This window comes from Megamonas sp., assembly GCF_986095205.1.
In genome coordinates this window covers 1-18513 of record NZ_CFQVBI010000018.1, presented here as the reverse complement: position 1 = coordinate 18513, position 18513 = coordinate 1, and the positions used below count along the sequence as shown (strand labels likewise).

At 34.3% G+C, this 18513-nt stretch carries 19 protein-coding genes; all 19 read right to left on the bottom strand.

Annotated features, from left to right (window positions below):
- Positions 1-66: 66 nt before the first annotated feature.
- The 19 genes from gltX to yqeK all read right to left on the bottom strand — a co-directional run bounded on the left by gltX (position 67) and on the right by yqeK (position 18379).
- On the bottom strand, positions 67-1542 hold the full coding sequence (gltX, locus tag AC5LAX_RS02930; RefSeq protein WP_288909322.1) for a glutamate--tRNA ligase: 1476 nt from the start codon (positions 1540-1542) through the stop codon (positions 67-69).
- A 111-nt stretch (positions 1543-1653) separates the two neighbouring features.
- Positions 1654-2136 carry a 2-C-methyl-D-erythritol 2,4-cyclodiphosphate synthase gene (ispF, locus tag AC5LAX_RS02925; protein WP_115151894.1) on the bottom strand — a complete coding sequence of 161 codons (483 nt, stop codon included), beginning with the start codon at positions 2134-2136 and terminating at the stop codon, positions 1654-1656.
- 33 nt (positions 2137-2169) lie between these two features.
- Positions 2170-2916, bottom strand: coding sequence for a 2-C-methyl-D-erythritol 4-phosphate cytidylyltransferase (gene ispD / locus AC5LAX_RS02920; protein ID WP_288909321.1), 747 nt, complete (start codon positions 2914-2916; stop codon positions 2170-2172).
- Between the two features lie 59 nt (positions 2917-2975).
- Complete coding sequence (locus AC5LAX_RS02915) at positions 2976-4109, bottom strand: PIN/TRAM domain-containing protein (protein ID WP_008537352.1); 1134 nt, start codon at positions 4107-4109, stop codon at positions 2976-2978.
- Between the two features lie 108 nt (positions 4110-4217).
- Positions 4218-4685 carry a GNAT family N-acetyltransferase gene (locus AC5LAX_RS02910; RefSeq protein WP_018998718.1) on the bottom strand — a complete coding sequence of 156 codons (468 nt, stop codon included), beginning with the start codon at positions 4683-4685 and terminating at the stop codon, positions 4218-4220.
- A 10-nt stretch (positions 4686-4695) separates the two neighbouring features.
- A complete protein-coding gene (gene radA, locus AC5LAX_RS02905; protein WP_008537354.1) occupies positions 4696-6069 on the bottom strand; it encodes a DNA repair protein RadA in 1374 nt (457 codons plus the stop codon).
- A gap of 25 nt (positions 6070-6094) precedes the next feature.
- Positions 6095-6244, bottom strand: a complete 150-nt coding sequence (locus AC5LAX_RS02900; RefSeq protein ID WP_008537355.1) for a hypothetical protein — start codon at positions 6242-6244, stop codon at positions 6095-6097.
- Positions 6244-8790 (bottom strand): ATP-dependent Clp protease ATP-binding subunit, encoded by a 2547-nt coding sequence (locus AC5LAX_RS02895; protein ID WP_288909320.1) that lies wholly within the window; start codon positions 8788-8790, stop codon positions 6244-6246. Before AC5LAX_RS02895 ends, AC5LAX_RS02900 begins: the two co-directional genes overlap by 1 nt.
- 25 nt (positions 8791-8815) lie before the next feature.
- The gene (locus AC5LAX_RS02890) at positions 8816-9886 is read right to left on the bottom strand and encodes a protein arginine kinase (RefSeq protein WP_018998721.1); all 1071 of its coding nucleotides are present in this window, start codon (positions 9884-9886) and stop codon (positions 8816-8818) included.
- The gene (locus tag AC5LAX_RS02885; protein ID WP_008537358.1) at positions 9879-10433 is read right to left on the bottom strand and encodes a UvrB/UvrC motif-containing protein; all 555 of its coding nucleotides are present in this window, start codon (positions 10431-10433) and stop codon (positions 9879-9881) included. The genes AC5LAX_RS02890 and AC5LAX_RS02885 overlap by 8 nt, the downstream gene beginning before the upstream one ends.
- Before the next feature lie 36 nt (positions 10434-10469).
- Positions 10470-10916: a CtsR family transcriptional regulator gene (locus AC5LAX_RS02880; RefSeq protein WP_008537359.1), complete on the bottom strand. Its 447-nt coding sequence runs from the start codon at positions 10914-10916 to the stop codon at positions 10470-10472.
- 204 nt (positions 10917-11120) lie between these two features.
- Positions 11121-11702: a xanthine phosphoribosyltransferase gene (locus AC5LAX_RS02875; RefSeq protein WP_115151890.1), complete on the bottom strand. Its 582-nt coding sequence runs from the start codon at positions 11700-11702 to the stop codon at positions 11121-11123.
- 160 nt (positions 11703-11862) lie between these two features.
- A complete protein-coding gene (locus AC5LAX_RS02870) occupies positions 11863-14163 on the bottom strand; it encodes a xanthine dehydrogenase family protein molybdopterin-binding subunit (protein WP_288909319.1) in 2301 nt (766 codons plus the stop codon).
- The gene (locus AC5LAX_RS02865; protein ID WP_008537364.1) at positions 14160-14633 is read right to left on the bottom strand and encodes a (2Fe-2S)-binding protein; all 474 of its coding nucleotides are present in this window, start codon (positions 14631-14633) and stop codon (positions 14160-14162) included. The genes AC5LAX_RS02870 and AC5LAX_RS02865 overlap by 4 nt, the downstream gene beginning before the upstream one ends.
- Entirely contained in the window at positions 14633-15424 is a 792-nt protein-coding gene (locus AC5LAX_RS02860; protein WP_288909318.1) for an FAD binding domain-containing protein, read from the bottom strand. Before AC5LAX_RS02860 ends, AC5LAX_RS02865 begins: the two co-directional genes overlap by 1 nt.
- Positions 15425-15488: 64 nt before the next feature.
- Complete coding sequence (locus tag AC5LAX_RS02855) at positions 15489-16364, bottom strand: CvfB family protein (RefSeq protein WP_008537366.1); 876 nt, start codon at positions 16362-16364, stop codon at positions 15489-15491.
- Positions 16365-16386: 22 nt separating this feature from the next.
- The gene (rsfS, locus tag AC5LAX_RS02850) at positions 16387-16737 is read right to left on the bottom strand and encodes a ribosome silencing factor (RefSeq protein WP_015563262.1); all 351 of its coding nucleotides are present in this window, start codon (positions 16735-16737) and stop codon (positions 16387-16389) included.
- Between the two features lie 36 nt (positions 16738-16773).
- The gene (locus tag AC5LAX_RS02845) at positions 16774-17805 is read right to left on the bottom strand and encodes an LCP family protein (RefSeq protein ID WP_117976144.1); all 1032 of its coding nucleotides are present in this window, start codon (positions 17803-17805) and stop codon (positions 16774-16776) included.
- A 1-nt stretch (position 17806) separates the two neighbouring features.
- Positions 17807-18379 (bottom strand): bis(5'-nucleosyl)-tetraphosphatase (symmetrical) YqeK, encoded by a 573-nt coding sequence (gene yqeK / locus AC5LAX_RS02840; RefSeq protein ID WP_288909317.1) that lies wholly within the window; start codon positions 18377-18379, stop codon positions 17807-17809.
- Between the last annotated feature and the right edge of the window lie 134 nt (positions 18380-18513).

The following is an 18513-nucleotide window of genomic DNA, read 5'->3' as shown; positions in this document are numbered from 1 at the left end:
AACGTATAACCCAGCCAAAAAATAGCTGGGTTATATGGATTATTTCTTTATAAATTTTAATTAGATTTAAGCTAAAGTGCGTTCAATGCGTTTTGCTGCACGTTCATAGCCTAAAACTTCTACGAGACCAGCAAGGTCAGGGCCATGCATTTGACCAGTTAAAGCAATACGAATAGGCATATAAACGGATTTTCCGCCTAATTTTATACCTTTATTAGCTTTGAAGTCTTTCATGATTTGTTTGAAAATTGGTTGGATATTTTCAGCTGTGAATTCTGTAAGCTCAGCTAATTTATCTTTAAACATAGTGATAACTTCAGTTGCAGTTTCTTCTTCAAGAACAGCTTTGCATTCATCATCTTCTACTGTGAAATCATCTTTATAATAGAGGTCAGCGAAATCTACATATTGAGCAGCAAAACTCAAATGATCGCGAATAACTTCTGTGAAGCGATTTAATCTAGCCATTTCTTGTTCATCTGGAGTATCAAAGATATAGCCTTTTTCGATGAGATGAGGAATAGCCATCTGTGTGATTTGAGAAGCAGGGATTTTTTTCATGTATTGAGCATTGATCCAGTTTAATTTGTCGATATCGAATACAGCTGGATTTTTAGCTACATGGTCCATAGAGAATTCTTTGATTAATTCATCAATGGAGAAGATTTCTTGTTCACTTTGAGGAGCCCAGCCTAAAAGTGCTAAGAAGTTAACGATTGCTTCAGGTAAATATCCAAGGTTTTTATATTGTTCAACGGAAGTTGCACCGTGACGTTTACTCATTTTTGTATGGTCTTTACCTAAGATAAGAGAAATGTGACCAAATTTTGGTACAGGGAAGCCAAGTGCTTCATATAAAACTACTTGACGAGGAGTGTTGGATAAATGTTCTTCTGCACGGATTACATGAGTGATATGCATTAGAGCATCATCGATTACTACTGCGTAGTTATATACAGGGATACCATCAGCTTTAACGATAACGAAATCACCGATACCGTTGGAGTCAAAGCTCATTTTTCCACGAACCATATCATCAAAATTTACGGATTGGTCGCAAGGAGTGCGGAAACGGATAACAGGTTTTCTACCTTCAGCTTCGTATTTTGCGATTTGTTCAGGTGTAAGGTTACGGCAATGACCACCATAAAGAGGCATTTTATTTTGTGCACGAAGAGCTTGACGTTCAGCTTCGATTTCTTCTTCTGTGCAATAGCAGTAATAAGCTTTACCTTCAGCTAATAATTTATCAGTGAATTTTTTATAAATATCTAAACGTTCAGTTTGGCGGTAAGGACCATATTCGCCACCTACATCAATACCTTCATTCCAATCAAGACCAAGCCATTTTAAAGCAGCTTTGATATTTTCTTCAGATTCTTTTGTAGAGCGAACTCTATCTGTATCTTCAATACGTAAAACAAATTTTCCATCAGTGTATTTTTTTGCTAATAACCAGTTGAATAATGCACTTCTTGCCCCACCAATATGGAATGGACCAGTAGGACTTGGTGCAAATCTAACTCTGATTTGTTCAGACATTAGTGATACCTCCAAATATATGAATTGATAATTATGAAATTTATTTAGCAAATTCTATTATACCATACAAAGGCAAGCACTTGAGCAGGGAAATAAGGATAAATTAATTTTTTATAAATTTAATTTATCAATGCTACAAACAGCATAAGATGAAATACCTTCTTCACTACCTGTAAAGCCCAAACGTTCTTCTGTAGTAGCTTTAATATTGACATCTTCAATAGGTAAATTCAAAGTTTCAGCCACATTTTTTTGCATAGTAGGAATGAATGGCAATAATTTTGGTCGTTGAGCAACAATCGTAGCATCGATATTATTGATTTTATAATTTTTAGCTTGTAAAAGTTCTCCTACATGTTTTAATAATATTAAGCTGGAGATACCTTTAAATCTTTCATCTGTGTCAGGAAAATGTTTGCCGATATCACCAAGAGCAGCAGCACCAAGTAGAGCATCAGAGATTGCATGAAGTAATACATCAGCATCAGAATGACCAAGTAGACCTTTTTCATGAGGAATATCAACGCCTCCTAAAATAAGTTTGCGGTCAGTTACTAATTTATGCACATCATAGCCTATACCAACTCTAGACATAATTAAACCTCTTTTCTATTCTATTTATTATTTTTATTTTGAGACCTTAGTGAAGACTTCATTAAATAATGAAGAGATTTTTATTTTAGCGTGATTTTTTACTTTTTGTCCGAATAACATTTCTGCAATGACTAAATCTGTAGGAGTTGTAACTTTGATATTATTATAATCTCCCATAACGAGTTTTACTGCATGGCTAGTGCGACGAACAAGGCTAGCTTCATCAGTACCTAAGAAATTATCTTCTTGAGCTTTTTTATGAGCTTCAATTAAAATTTCTTTTTTAAAACCTTGTGGTGTTTGAATTGCCCATAATTTATTTCTATCTGGTACTCGTTCGATAAAGCCCATTTCATTGATTTCAGATGTAGTATCTTTTACAGGAACGGCACAAACAGCTGAACCAGATATCATGACTTCATTGATTACATTTTGGATTACTGTTTCAGAAATTAAAGGACGAGCAGCATCATGAACAAGTACGATATCAGAAGCAGGGTCTACTGCCATTAAGCCATTATAAACAGAATATTGACGTTCAGAACCACCTGCTACGATTTTGTAAGGTTTTAGTTTAGGAATTTTACTTAAGACTTTGCGGATAATTTCCATCTCGTTGATATCGACAGCAATGATTAATTCATCAACACAATCACAACGAGAAAAAGTAAGTAGAGTTTGAATTAAGATTGGTTTACCTGAAAGCTCAGTGAAAATTTTGTTGAAGCCAAGTCCCATGCGTTTTCCTTGACCGGCTGCGGGAAAAATAACAGAAACCATAAGAATACCTCCTTAAAAAAAGACTACGAAGTATAAACCCCATAGTCTTTTCATAGTTTTTATTTTGGTTTGGCAAAAATCATGCGTCCTGCTGCTGTCTGTAATACAGAAGTAACAACAACTTCTAATGTTTCATTGAGATGTTTATGACCACCTTCAACAACAATCATTGTACCGTCGTCTAAATAAGCAACACCTTGCCCTTGTTCTTTACCATCTTTTACTACAGTTACTACCATAGTTTCACCAGGAATAACTACTGGTTTTATAGCATTAGCTAATTCGTTAATATTGAGAACTTGAACGCCTTGTAAATCAGCAACTTTGTTTAAATTAAAATCGTTAGTGATGATTTTAGCACCGATTTCTTGTCCTAAACGGATTAATTTGGAATCAACACCTGTAACATCATCATAATCGTGATGGTCGATTTTTACAAGCATATCAAATTCTGTTTGAATGCGTTTTAAGATATCCAGACCGCGTCTACCGCGTGTTCTTTTGAGTAAATCTGAAGAGTCAGCGATGAATTGTAATTCTTCCAATACGAAAACAGGGATTAACAAAGTACCTTCAATAAAACCTGTTTTGCAGATATCAGCAATTCTACCATCAATAATAACACTTGTATCGAGTAATTTATATGATGGAGTGTTTAATTCTGTCTTTATTTTATCCACAGATGAATTATTATCATTTTTATTAGCATCTTCTTTAATGCGAGAAGGTAATAATGCAATAATATCTTTTCGTTTCTTTATGGTAATATATAAACCTAAATAACCAAAGACAATACTGAAAATGATTGGAATGTAAGGACCGATTAAAGGAATTCTAGAGAATGCGACACCTAAAAGATTAGCAAGAATAAGACCGATAGCTAAACCTAAAACACCAGCGACAACATCATGTGTTGGCATTTTACTGAGCTGACGTTCTACCCATATAGAGAAGATACGTAATTTGTTTATACAATAAGAAGAAGAAATAAATCCAATAGAACCACCAATAATACCACCGATGAGAATAGATAGAGCATTCATCATAGTCATATCTAAAATATCGAGGTTAATTTGTAAAAATTCAGCACTAATAATATAGGCTAAAACAGGACTAGCAAACTCTAGTAAGGTTGCCCCAATGATAACAGCAAAAACTGTTATAAAAAATTTTAAAACTCTATTTAATAACACTGTTGAAATTAAACCCCCTTTACGAATGTGTTATAAATTTATTCTACTAAAATAATGAACAAAAGTCCATTAAGATTGCAAAATTATAATCAAATTATAATTTTTTAATCATAAACTCATAATATATTCAGATTGATTTTGAGAAACGATTTTAAAACCTAATTTTTTGTACATATTTACAGCATAATTATTCTTTTGCACGGATAGTGATATTTGAGTATAATTTTTTTGCCGTAAAAAAGTTAAAAAGTTTTTTAATAAAGAAGTACCAATACCTTTATTTCGATATTGAGGGTATATGGACATAGCTAGTTCAGGAATATTGTCATTCAGATGACCAAATCCTTGAATACAGCGTATCCATACAGCACCTACTATATAATTATCAACTTGAGCAATAAAACAATAGTCATCTTTTTCTTTACCAAAATTATTTATATAACGCCATAAACTAGGTTCTTGAATTATTGTTCTAGGTGGAATTTGGTCAGTATCTGCAAGAAAAATTGCTTCATATAAAAAATCGGTTAATAAAGGAATTTCATTCTCTTTTATAGGACGAATTATTATATTCATGATAAAACCTCTAGTTAAGTGCAATTTTTAAGGCTTCACTTAAATAACGAACACCATGGATTTGTACATTTGAAGCAAAATGTTCAAGGCGTTCTAAGTTTTTGGCAGGTAAGATGATATTTGTAAAGCCCATGCGAATAGCTTCGCGAACTCTTATATCCGGTTGACTGACAGAACGTACTTCGCCAGAAAGTCCGACCTCACCAAAGATAATAGTTTGAGGTTTGATACTTTGATTGCGAAAACTTGAAGCCATAGCACAGCAAAGAGCTAAATCGACAGCTGGGTCATCTATTTTTATGCCACCTGCTACTTTTACATATACATCACAAGTACCCATATTTAAATGCACGCGTTTTTCTAAGACTGCTAATAATAATTGAATTTTTTTGATATCTATAGAGTCAGAAGTCCTGCGTGGCGGTACGTATGGTGTAGGAGCTACTAGAGATTGTATTTCTACTAAAAGAGGTCGAGTTCCTTCAAGGGCAGGTATGATTACTGTACCAGATTCATTGCTATTTTCTTCAGATAAAAACATTTTAGAAGCATCAGGAACATCAACAAGACCAGTTTCACGCATTTCAAAAATACCGATTTCATTAGTATTACCAAAGCGATTTTTTACAGCACGTAAGACGCGATATTCAGCATTGCGTTCACCTTCAAAATAAAGTACTGTGTCAACGATATGTTCAAGTACACGAGGGCCTGCAAGTGTACCGTCTTTGGTTACATGACCAATGATGAAGATGGAGATATTATTTTGTTTGGCAATGCGAAGTAAGCTTACAGAACATTCACGTACTTGGCTGACGCTACCTGGTGCACTTTGGACATCAGGGCGAAAAATAGTTTGAATGGAATCGATGATTAATAAATCTGGCTTTGTTTCAAGTACATGACGTTCAATGCGTTCTAAATCTGTTTCGCTTAGAACAAAGAGATTATCTTGAAGTGCATTTAATCTATCAGCTCGCATGCGAATTTGACGAGCACTTTCTTCACCTGTTACATATAAAACTTTATGGGTAGTAGCTACATTAGCACAAATACGCAAATTCAAACTGGATTTACCAACACCAGGGTCACCGACCATGAGGACAAGTGACCCTGGAATTATACCTCCACCTAAAACGCGGTTCATTTCTACAGAGCCAGCACTAAATCTAGGTAAATCTTCTGTAGCAATTTCTTTTATGGGTTTAGGTGAACTATTTGTTTTATTTGTACTAAGGCTAAAACCACGATTATTAGAAGGAGTAACTTCTTCTAATTCTTCAACTAAAGTATTCCACTGACCACAACCTGGGCATTTGCCAAGCCATTTAGGAACACTATAGCCACATTCTTGACATACATATAAGGTTTTGCGTTTAGCCATAATAAGTTTCCTTGTAATTTTTTTATTATTTGGATTTAATGTGTAAATATTTTTTGAGATATTTTGCCATGGATTTTACTAGCCAAACAATGGCGATTAAAAAATTTAAAGTAAAATTTTTTATGCGTTTTATCAAAGATTTTTCAGCTAAAAAATTTTTTTGTACTTTATTCATTATTTATTTGTAACCTCAAAATTATCTGTTAGATTTTCGATATTTTCTGTAGGCAATACATCATCAACTTTAAAAGTCAATTTATCATCGACACAATCTACAATTATTTTTTGCATGGATTTTATATTTTTTTGCAATAATTGTTCAGCAAGTGGGTCTTGGAGATAGCGTTGAACTGCACGTTTTAGCGGTCTAGCACCATAGATTGTATCAGTGCCATGTTTTAAGAGATAAGATTTTACTTCATCTTTGATGATTAATTCAATATCCATTTCAGCTAATCGCTTTTGAACATCATTTAATAATAAAGTAACGATTTGAGTCAATTCTTTATCAGTTAGTGGTTCAAAGATGATTATTTCATCAATACGATTGAGAAATTCTGGCTTGAATTGTCTTTTTACTTCGTCCATGACGATTTTTTTGGCATTTTGTTTAATCTGTTTATCTTCATTGACAGCAAAGCCCATGGTATTTGTCTTTTGTGGTTGCAGTTTAAAAGCACCTGCATTTGATGTCATGATGATAACTGTGTTTTTGAAATCAACAGTTCTGCCTTGGCTGTCGGTTAGGCGACCATCATCTAAGACTTGCAGAAGAATATTGAAAATATCTGGGTGGGCTTTTTCGATTTCATCTAATAAAATAACAGCATACGGTTTGCGACGAACAGCGTCAGTTAATAAACCGCCTTCATCATAGCCGATATAACCTGGAGGAGCACCGAGCATACGAGATACTGTATGTTTTTCCATATATTCGGACATATCAAAGCGTATCATGGCGGATTCATCACCGAAAATAGCTTCTGCCAATGAACGTGCTAATTCTGTTTTACCTACACCAGTAGGGCCTAAAAATAAAAATGAACCTATAGGACGTTTTGGGTCTTTAAGTCCTGCTCTAGCACGGCGAATGGCTTTAGCTACAGCGTTTACACCTTCATTTTGACCTACTACACGTTTATGAATTATATCTTCAATATGCAAAAGTCTATCTGCTTCTTTAGCTACTAATCTTTTTACAGGGATACCAGTCCAAAGAGTAGCGACATCGGCAATATCTTCTTCAGTTACAGCTATTTGAGCATTATTTTGTGTTTCCCATGCTGCTTTAGCAGTAGCTAATTCTTCTTTGATTTGTATTTCTTGGTCGCGGATAGTAGCTGCTAATTCATAATCTTGATTATCAATAGCTTTTTCTTTAGCTTTTTTCAAATCTTGAATTTTTTGTTCTAATTGTGAAATATTTGTAGGGATATTTACTGTTTTTAAGCGAACCTTAGCAGCTGCTTCGTCCATTAAATCAATGGCTTTATCTGGTAAAAATCTATCTGTGATATAGCGCTGAGATATTTTTACAGCAGCTTTGATAGCTTCATCTGTAATTTTGGCACAGTGAAATTCTTCATATTTATTGCGAATGCCTTTTAAAATGCTGATGGCATCTTCGGCGCTAGGTTCATTCACCATGATAGTTTGAAAACGTCGTTCAAGGGCAGAGTCTTTCTCAATATATTTTTTGTACTCTTTTAAAGTAGTAGCACCGATTACCTGGATTTCTCCACGAGATAGAGCTGGTTTTAAAATATTAGCAGCGTCCATAGAGCCTTCAGCAGCACCTGCGCCTACGAGAGTATGCATTTCATCAATGAATAAAATAATATTTTTATTTTCAATGATTTCATCAATGATTTTTTTGAGTCTGTCTTCAAAATCACCGCGATATTTAGTGCCAGCAACTAAGCTTGCCATATTTAAAGAAATAATGCGTTTAGAAGCTAAGACTTTAGGAATATTGCCATTGATTAAACGTTGAGCCAATCCTTCTGTAACAGCAGTTTTCCCCACACCTGGCTCACCAATGAGAATTGGATTGTTTTTAGTACGGCGAGATAAAATTTGAATTACACGTTCAATTTCACGATTGCGACCGATTACAGGGTCAATTTTTTCTTCTTGAGCCAATATATTCAAATCTCTACCATATTTGTCTAATAGAGGTGTAGCAGAATTATTTTTTAGCTTGTTATCTTTGGTATTATTATCTTTTTTAGGAGCTTTGTTTTCATTAAAGACATTTAATTTAGGCATATCGTTTAAAGTATCTTCATTTAATAAATCCAAGATAGCATCATGGATAATATCTAAATCAGCGCCTAAAGAGATGAGAATTTCACAAGCTATACTTTCAGTATCATAGATGATACCAAGTAAAATGTGTTCAGTGCCAATATAATCATGCCCTAAAGCTTGTGCTTGTTCGACAGCATATTCCATGATAGTTTTAGCTTCAGGAGAATAGCCTATTTCTTCAGTTTCAAGATCGTCAAAATCTTCTTTTTCCACTAATTCATGAACTCTTTGCCTTACTGTATATAAATCTATACCTATAGAAGAAAGAGCTTTGGCAGCTACATTAGTACCTTCATGTAATAGACCAAGTAAGATATGTTCAGTGCCTACATGAGCATGTTTTAAATGTTTTGCTTCATATTGAGCTAATTTTAAGACTTTTATAGCAGATTGAGTAAAACGTCCTTGCATAAATAAATCCTTTCTTTAATTAAAATCAGCTCATAGATATATCTGGGGCCAATTCTTGCAATATTTTTCTGATGATATGAGCACGTTGTTTATCGATTTCTTGAGGTGTCATATTTTCATTTTGTTGTAAGTTTTGAATATAATTTTTTTGACTGGCAATCAATAAGATATTTAAAAGCTCTGGTTTTGTTTCATCAATGATATCAAGGTCAACGCCTAAGCGCACTTTACTTACTAAATCAAGCATTTCATTTTCCGAGATAAAACGAGCGTATTTTAAAATACCGAAAGAGCGCCATACACGATTAGCGAGTTTATCAGGGGAATAATTTAAAAGAGCTTTTCTTGCTTCGCGTTCATGAGAGATAATTTCAGTTACGGTACTATTGAGATTATCGATTAATTCTTGTTCTTTAAAGCCTAGAGTTAATTGATTATCTATTTGGAAAATATTACCTGCATTATCTTCGCCAAAGAAATTGCGAATAGCCAAGCCTAATTGTGGTGAAATGTTGACAATTTTTGATAATTGTTGAGTCATCACAAGTGCAGGTAAATGCAGTAAGACAGAAGCACGAAGACCTGTGCCTAAGTTAGTAGGGCAAGCTGTTAAATAGCCCATTTTTTCATCAAAGGCAATATTTAAATAAGCTTCAATGGCATCATCAATGGCAAAAGCTTTGGCTAAAGGTGTATTTAAATCTAAGCCTGAAGCCATACATTGAATGCGTAAATGGTCATCTTCATTTACCATGATAGCTACAGAAGCATCATTGCTCAAAATCAATAATCTATTTTCTGGGTTGGTCAATAACTTTTTACTGATGAGATGTTTTTCTACTAAAACTTGTTGTTCAAGATGAGTTAATTTATCGATTTCCAAATAGTCAAATTTTAGACCTGTAGCACTTTCTATGGCTGGAATTAAGCGGATGATTAATTCTTTGATTTGAGCTAAATCATTGATATTAGCGCGATTAGGAAATGGTAAATTTTTTAAATTACGAGCGAGGCGAACTCTGCTTGCTAAAACAATATCTGCTTCTTTACCTAAAGTAGTAAGCCAAGATAATTGAGGAGTGGTAAATTTAGGCATTTTGGTCAACTCCTTTATCTAAATTTTGTTTAGCATGTAATTGATTTTCTAAAACTTTAATGCGGTCGCGCAAAACAGCAGCTTGTTCATATTCTTCAGCTTCTACATATTTAGTTATCTGTTTGCGTAAATTTAAAATTTCTTGTTTTAAACTTAATGTGCCACCAGCGCGATTAGGAATTTTGCCGATATGGGTACTAGAGCCATGAATTCGACGAAGTAAAGGTTCTAGAGCGAGGGCAAAAGTTTTATAGCAATCACTGCAACCTATTTTGCCAGTTCTAGTAAAATCTTGATAACTCATATGGCAACTTGGGCAGATGAGAGGTTTTTTTAAATTATTTGTATCACTATGTTTAGTGGTTTTAGGTTCATGATTGAAAATTCCAGATAAAAAATCATTTATAGAGAATACATTTTGTTTTTCAGCTAATAGGCCTAATTTTGTAGCACAAAATTCACAAAGATGATGTTCTATTTGTCCTTGACTGGTAATTTCAGTCACATAAATACTAGCTTCATGTTTATGGCATTCATCACATAACATAAAAAATGCCTCCTTTGTAAATTATTTATAAATAATCTAGCTAAAATTAGCCAAAGTCATAATTAATGATTTGATAAAAGATACGCGTTCTTTGGCGTCTAATTTGTCAAATACAGTGGAGAGCGTTTGCAAAAGCAAAGCTGCTTCACGTTTTTGGATTAATTCTCGTTTAAATAAATAATGAATGATATTATTTACTTCATCTAAAGTGATATCTTCATCTATTTTAGCTAATATATCTTGGTAAATTAAATCTTGTAGTGGAACTCTACCAATGCGAATAAAGCCACCAAGACCACGACGAGATTCGACAACGAAACCTTTGTCTTGAGTAAAACGTGTGCTTAGTACATAACTTATCTGTGAGGGAGCACAAGATATTTCATCGGCAATATCTGAGCGTTTTAATTCTACTTTGCGATTATGCTCAGCCGCCAGACGACGTAGGATATAATCTTCAATTAAGTCAGCTATATTGCTCATATTAATCACCTTTATTTTAAAAATTTTTATCACTAATTATATTATAATTTGACATTTTGACTTAAGCAAGTTTTTTATTTTTAGCCTAAAATTTCTCTATAAAGGGATTTAAAGTATTTTCGTTAATAATAAAATAAAAGCATTCAATAGTTAGAGCAAAAATCTAATTATTAAATGCTTTTATTTTAATAATAAATACATATATTATTGTTCTCTAAAATTAATTTTACCTGTAACATCGTCCATAGAATCAACAATAGCAAGAGATTCTAAATGAACACCTTGAGCGCGTAAATCAGCGCCACCTTTTTGGAAGCCTTTTTCAATGACGATACCAGCACCAATAAGTTCAGCACCAGCGGATTTTACGATTTCGATAAGACCTTTTAAAGCATTTCCATTAGCTAAAAAGTCATCAATTAATAATACTTTATCTTCTTTAGTTAAGAATTTTTTAGAAACAATTACATCATAAACTTTATTATGAGTGAAAGATTCTACCTTACTTGTATATACGGCACCTGCAATATTTTTAGATTTACTTTTTTTAGCGAAAACTACAGGTACATCAAAAAATTCAGCAACAATGCAAGCAATACCTATACCAGAAGCTTCAATAGTGAGTATTTTTGTAATTTCTTCATTAGCGAATAATCGTTTAAATTCTTTACCTATTTCACGGAATAATTTGATATCCATTTGGTGATTTAAAAAGCTATCAACTTTTAAAACATTTCCTTCTCTAACGATACCATCTTTTTGTATTCTCTCTTCGAGTAATCGCATGCGACTTTTCCTCCTAAAAATTTTCCGTCTATAAATATATAAACTATATTTTACCTATTTTTTGCGATTGTTGCAAGATTTTTCTAATGGATATATAAGAAAAAATAGGTTAGATTATATCTAACCTATTTAAATCTCAAAAATTTTATATATGGATGACTTATTTTTGTTTATTTAATAAAGCCATAGCAATTTTTTCGCTAGTGATAGGAAGTTCTTTGAACCAAACACCAGTAGCATTGTAAATCGCATGAGCTAATGCTGGTGAAGGTGTATTGATAACAATTTCACCGATGGATTTTGCACCAAATGGACCAGATTGTTCATAGCTGTTAGCAAATTCCACGCGAAGTTTACCCATATCAAGACGAGATGGCACTTTATATTGCATAAAGGAATTTTCAGCAAGAACACCTTTTTTATTGTAAGTTACATCTTCATATAATGCCATGCCGATACCTTGAACGATACCACCTTCTGTTTGTACACGTGCAAGATTTGGATTGATTGGAGTACCGCAGTCAACTACAGCACAGTAATCAAGGATTTCTACATGACCTGTTTCTTTATCAAGTTCTATTTCTACCATGCCAGCCATAAATGGTGGTGGAGATGATGGCATAGAATTTGATTCAGTATGTTGAAGTGATTGAGTTGCACCGCACATAGAACTTACAGCTATATCATTTAAAGAAACGCTTTCATTTGTATGCATATTGATTACAGATTTACCATCAAAATCAACATCATCAATAGAACATTTGAGCATATTAGCACCAAATGCTTTGATTTTAGCGATTAAGCCAAGAGCAGTTTTTTCTACAGCTTTACCAGTTACATAAGTTGTACTAGATGCATAAGAACCAGAATCATAAGGTGTTGCATCTGTATCAGCTGCGATTACAGAGATATTTTCTAATGGACACATCAATACTTCTGCTGCTATTTGAGCTAAGATAGTATCACAGCCTGTACCCATATCAGCAGAACTGATGGATAAAGTGTAAATTCCTTCATCATTTAATTTTAATGTAGCAGAACCAACGTCAACACATGTGATACCAGAGCCTTGCATTGCCATAGCCATACCAACACTGCGGATTTTGCCATTGCCCATATCGCGAGCAGGATATTTTTCGTCCCAGCCAATCATTTCTTTACAGCGAGCTACACAGCGGTCAAGTGTACAGCTTGTAGCAGTTTCACCATAATAAGCTGGCATAACGTCGCCTTCTTTGACAAGGTTCATTTCACGAAGTTTTACAGGGTCAATATTTAATTTGCTAGCAAGTTCATTAACAGCACTTTCTACAGCGAAGATACCTTGAGTTGCACCATAGCCACGATAAGCACCAGCACTCATTACATTTGTATATACTACATCATAAGCAAATTTAAATGCTTTTAAACCACGATAAAGTGGAATGGATTTATGACCAGATAAGCCAACAGTCGTTGGACCATGTTCGCCATAAGCACCAGTATTAGAGAGTGTATATACATCTATAGCTTGGATTTTACCTTCTTTTGTAGCACCAATTCGCACGGAAACTTCCATTTCATGACGAGGTGTAGAAGCTATTTGACATTCTGTACGAGTGAAAATCATTTTAGAAGGTTTTCCTGTTTTATAAGTTACAAAAGCAGGGAAAACTTCAGCTACTACAGTTTGTTTTGCACCAAAACCGCCACCGATACGAGGCTTTGTTACACGAATTTTTGACTGAGAAATATCAAGAGCGTGAGCTACGATACGGCGAACATGGAATACAATCTGTGTGGAGCTTATGATATTTAAGCGATTATAAGTATCCATGTAGCAGTATGTGCAGAATGGTTCCATCATAGCTTGCTGACAAGCTTTTGTATGATAAGTTCCTTCAACTACAATATCGCAATTTTTTAATACTTCATCAACATCGCCTTCACCTTCAGAGCCACAAGCACAGAGATTGCGCTTATTATCTGCACCGACAGGAGCAAGAGAACGCCATGTATCTTCAGGATGAACGAGAATTTTATTATCTTTAGACTTACGGAAATCTAATAATGGTTCTAAAACTTGATATTGAACTTTGATTAATTTTAAAGCTTTATCTACAGCTTGTTCATTTTCCCCAGCAACGATAGCTACAGGGTCACCAACATAGCGAACATGTTTATCTAAAATCAAACGGTCATAAGGGCTAGGTTCAGGATAAGTCTGACCTGCCATAGTGAAGCGTTTTTGAGATACATCTTGATAAGTGAAAATAGCTTCGATACCAGGAACTTTATTAGCTATAGTTGTATTGATATTTTCAATGATAGCATTGGCATGAGGACTGCGTAAAACTTTTACAATCAAGCAATCTTTTGGTGCAACGTCATCAAGATATACAGGTTTACCTGTAACAAGTGACATAGCATCAGATTTCATAATAGGTTGATTGACATATTTTAAATTATCTAAATTAGTCATGCTTGTTCCTCCGTTTTACCATTTTTATAATCTAAAAAGGCACGAATACCACGAAGTTGACCTTCATAACCAGAACAACGGCAGAGATTACCAGCTAAATATTCAAGAATTTCTTCATCGGAAGGATTAGGATTTTCTCTAAATAAAGCAATGGCATTCATGATGAAACCTGGATTGCAAAAACCGCATTGTTCTGCACCTTGATTGGCAATGAAAGCACCAAATTCACGAGCTTCTTCTTGGAGTCCTTCAAGTGTAGTTATATGCTTGCCATCAACACGAGCAGCGAGCATAGAGCAAGATAATACAGGTTTATCTTCAACAAATAAAGTACAAAGCCCACAGTTTGAAGTGTCGCAACCACGTTTTACGCTACTACAGCCATGTTTGCGGACAAAATCTATCAATAATGTATCAGCTGAAATTTCTTCACTGATTTTTTTCCCATTGAGCCATACATTTAAAATCATTAAGCATTTCCTCCTATAGATACTAAAGCACGTTTGACTAAAACATATGCTAAATGTTTGCGATATTGTGCAGAACCACGAATATTAGAGTCTGTTTTTACATTATCTTTTACATAATTTGCAAATGCTTCAATAGTTTCAGGTGATACTTTTTCACCTAAGATATTTTCTTCATCAGCAATGATTACTGCACGATGAGGAGTAGCACCTATTACAGCTTGCCATTTGTCATGAAGTTTAGATACAGCAACAGCTAATACAGGAAAATCTGTTTTTGTCTGTCTATGTGATAAATATGCACAATTTAAAGCAGTTTTTTTCACAATGATATTGACTAAAACATCATTATCATAAGGCATTTTAGCAAATTCACTGATAGGAATGATACCTGCATGATGAAGTTCTACATAAGCATCAAGAGCCATAAATACAGTCAATACATCAGAAAATCCATAACGACCATAGATACTACCACCAATAGTAGCAAGATTTCTAAATTGTACACCGACAATATGACGCATAGCTTCTTTCATGCTGTTATTTGTATATTGATTTAAACCAGCATGAAGTTCTAAATCGCGTAATGTTGTCATAGCACCGATTTTAAATTCTGTATCAGTTTCTTCGATAGTATCTAAATTTAAACCAGATAAATCGATAGCGATATTTACATTACCAGTTTGCATTTTCAACCATAACATACCGCCAATGATGCGATTAGTCTTTTTTTGATTTAATTCATAAGCTTCTTCTATAGAGGATACTTTGCGAAATTCTTTGATTGTAAGCACAAAATGCTCTCCTTTCCTTGCTCAAAAAAAGCTATCCGGCAAAATATGTCAGATAGCTTGTAGGTTATTCTTGTGATATTAAACAAGTCCAACCATCTTTTTGTTCTACTTTGCCTTCCTTCATTAAATGTCCTAATGCACGTTTAAAGGCAGATTTACTGATACCAAAGCGTTCACGAATAACTTCAGAAGCGGTTTCATCACAATAAGGCATTTTGCCACCTCGAGCCATAAGTGTATCATAAAGCATTTGAGCATCAAGATTAATAGCTTTTTCTTTGATTGGTCGCATAGAAACATTGATACGACCATCATCACGAATAAAAGTAATACGTGTAGTCAAAGTCTGTCCAACACGTGGTTTAGTAGTCATTTCACGCTTATCTAAAAAAGCGATAAAGCGTTCGTCTGTGAAGATAAAAGCACCTTGTTCTGTAAAATTATAAACAGAGCCAGAAACCATATCGCCGACTTTTACATTGTCAGCAGGACGAGAAGCACGACGAATTTCATCTTCTACTTTCATAGTCATAGCTAATCGACCAGATTTATCTGTGTATAATTTTGCCCAAACGACTTCGCCTACTTGTAATTTTCCTCGCATACCAGCATATGGCATAAAGATACCACGTTCAGCACCGACATCTAAAAATGCACCATCACGGCTAGTATTGATTACTTTTAAACGAGCAATCTGTCCTTCACGCATTCTAGGAGTTCTCATACTGGCAGTAAGTCGTCCATGTGGGTCTTTATATAAAAACACAGATACTTTATCGCCAGGCTTTACAGGAGAGGTTTGTTGTAATTTATGCAACAAAATATCATCACTAGTATTACCTGTTTGGGCATCTAAAAATGCGCCCATTTCACCAACACGTGCGACTTTCATAGTTACTACAGTACTTGGTTGATATTTTTTTTGTTGTTTTTCTATCAATATATTTATTTAACCTCGTTATTTAATCTTCGTATTCGACAGTAGGAGCTTCGCCCCATAAGCTTTCTAGACCATAGAAACGACGAGCTTCTTCAGTGAAGATATGAGCAACGCAATTTCCAAAGTCTAATAATATCCATTCAGCATTTTGATATCCTTCTTTATGCAAGAATTCTTCACCAGCTTGAGTCATTTCATCTTCAATATTGTCAGCTATAGCACGAACTTGAGTTGCTGTAGTAGCACTACATACGATGAAATAATCAGTAGTAGTAGTTAAATCATGCATATTCATAATCATAATATCTAATGCTTTTTTATCGCTAGCAGCTTTTGCTATTAATTGGCTTTTTTCTTGAGAAGTTAAGGTCATATAAACACTTGCCTTTCTATAATAATTTATTTATGGTTATTCTTCAGCGTCCTTGGCGGTATCTTCTGGAACTGGAGGGAACATATCATTTATTTCTTGTTCCACGCGGGCATTATCTGGTACCCAATCGCCAGTTGGAGTGAGATTACCTGGAAGCATTTTAATTTTTATTTCTGTAGTGCTAAGAGTATCTAATAAATTTATCAGATTAGAGATATCTAAAATGTTAATATTAGTATCAATATTATTTTCCCAAATATCAAGAATTGTTGGCAATGTAGGAATTGTTTCCAAGGACATCATTTTTTCAAATAAAGCTTTGGCAAACTTTTGCTGACGTTGAATACGACCAATATCACCTAAATCATCATTGCGGAAGATGAGATATTGTTGAGACATATCGCCAGTTAAATGTTGATATCCTTGAGTGAGATGGACAGAAGTGCCACTTACAGGGTCTTCATAATCCATATTATTTTCTACATATAAATTAATTCCACCAATAGTATCTACAAATTTAGCTATACTTTTACGGTCTAAAGCTACATATTGAGTTATTGGTATATTTAATAATTGGGAAACAGTATTAACTGTCAAAGGTGCACCACCATAATAATAAGTGAAGCTGAGATATTCTGGGTCTTTGCGACCATCTATAGAGGTCTTGATTGTTCTAGGTAGAGATAAGAAACGTATCTCTCCATTAGTATGATCCATACTTACAAGCATAAGAGCATCTGCATAACGACCAGATTCAGCAATACCTTCAACAGGTTTATCATCTATACCAATGAATAAAATATTAGTGTAATTTTCAAAGCGTTTATCAGTGAATTGCGGTGGAATAGGTGGTTTTTGTGGTTTGCTAGGATGTGCTTCTTGGTATTGAGCATATTTAAAACTACCCCAAGAATAAATTTCAGAAATTACAATATATGAGCCATATACAATACTAGATAAAAGTATGAGTACAAGCAATAAACGACCAAATCGTATACGTTTAATAAGTGGCTTTTTCGTTTTTCTATTCGTAGTTTTTGTTGAAGTTTTAATCTTTTTTGGGGGCATATTATAATTCTCGTTGGAGGAGAATTTCATTACGCGCAGCTACTGTATATGGGTGAATAGTATGTCCTTTACGCATAATAAATAATATGGATTGATCAAAAGCACTTATCATAACAGTATCAAGGTCTTGTGTCATGGCTTGTTTGCGAAGTTTATCTAAGCCTTCAAATTTACGATGAGGTTCTATCATATCGGCAAGATAAACTATTTTGTCGAGTTTAGACATATTAGCTCCGCCAACAGTATGAGAAGCGATAGCTTTTAAAATAGCAGTATCATGAACATCATATTTTTCTTTAGCAATAGCAGTGCCAAGTGGGGCATGCATTAAAATAGGTAATTGACGGTCAATATCTGTAATATAGAGATGACGTTTTTCACATTCAGCAATTAAATCTTCGGTTGCAAACTCACGTGCACAATCGTGCAATAAGCCAGCAATAGCAGCTTTTTCTTCATCTACGCCAAATCGTTTTGCTAAAATAATGGCAGTATCCATTACCCCAAGACAATGAGCATAACGATTAGGTTTCAAATTTGATTGTAAAATAGTTTGCATTTGATTAATATCCACAAGAAACTCCTTCTTTATCCTAGAGTGATGTACTCCCACCACTTTCGCTATCGCTTAGAAGTGGGGGCTTCTTGTTCGATACAACTTTTGTTGTAAGCATAAGCAAGCTATCCCCGTGCATCCCACGGTTCTTT

What these genes read in the sequence shown, in the direction of transcription:
- radA (WP_008537354.1), bottom strand. Translation starts at nt 6,069, where the DNA reads ATGGCTAAACGCAAAACCTTATATGTATGTCAAGAATGTGGCTATAGT.
- AC5LAX_RS02885 (WP_008537358.1), bottom strand. Translation starts at nt 10,433, where the DNA reads ATGTTATGTGATGAATGCCATAAACATGAAGCTAGTATTTATGTGACT.
- AC5LAX_RS02870 (WP_288909319.1), bottom strand. Translation starts at nt 14,163, where the DNA reads ATGACTAATTTAGATAATTTAAAATATGTCAATCAACCTATTATGAAA.
- ispD (WP_288909321.1), bottom strand. Translation starts at nt 2,916, where the DNA reads ATGGTTTCTGTTATTTTTCCCGCAGCCGGTCAAGGAAAACGCATGGGA.
- ispF (WP_115151894.1), bottom strand. Translation starts at nt 2,136, where the DNA reads ATGTCTAGAGTTGGTATAGGCTATGATGTGCATAAATTAGTAACTGAC.
- AC5LAX_RS02890 (WP_018998721.1), bottom strand. Translation starts at nt 9,886, where the DNA reads ATGCCTAAATTTACCACTCCTCAATTATCTTGGCTTACTACTTTAGGT.
- AC5LAX_RS02880 (WP_008537359.1), bottom strand. Translation starts at nt 10,916, where the DNA reads ATGAGCAATATAGCTGACTTAATTGAAGATTATATCCTACGTCGTCTG.
- rsfS (WP_015563262.1), bottom strand. Translation starts at nt 16,737, where the DNA reads ATGACCTTAACTTCTCAAGAAAAAAGCCAATTAATAGCAAAAGCTGCT.
- AC5LAX_RS02865 (WP_008537364.1), bottom strand. Translation starts at nt 14,633, where the DNA reads ATGATTTTAAATGTATGGCTCAATGGGAAAAAAATCAGTGAAGAAATT.
- AC5LAX_RS02875 (WP_115151890.1), bottom strand. Translation starts at nt 11,702, where the DNA reads ATGCGATTACTCGAAGAGAGAATACAAAAAGATGGTATCGTTAGAGAA.
- AC5LAX_RS02845 (WP_117976144.1), bottom strand. Translation starts at nt 17,805, where the DNA reads ATGCCCCCAAAAAAGATTAAAACTTCAACAAAAACTACGAATAGAAAA.
- AC5LAX_RS02910 (WP_018998718.1), bottom strand. Translation starts at nt 4,685, where the DNA reads ATGAATATAATAATTCGTCCTATAAAAGAGAATGAAATTCCTTTATTA.
- AC5LAX_RS02900 (WP_008537355.1), bottom strand. Translation starts at nt 6,244, where the DNA reads ATGAATAAAGTACAAAAAAATTTTTTAGCTGAAAAATCTTTGATAAAA.
- AC5LAX_RS02895 (WP_288909320.1), bottom strand. Translation starts at nt 8,790, where the DNA reads ATGCAAGGACGTTTTACTCAATCTGCTATAAAAGTCTTAAAATTAGCT.
- gltX (WP_288909322.1), bottom strand. Translation starts at nt 1,542, where the DNA reads ATGTCTGAACAAATCAGAGTTAGATTTGCACCAAGTCCTACTGGTCCA.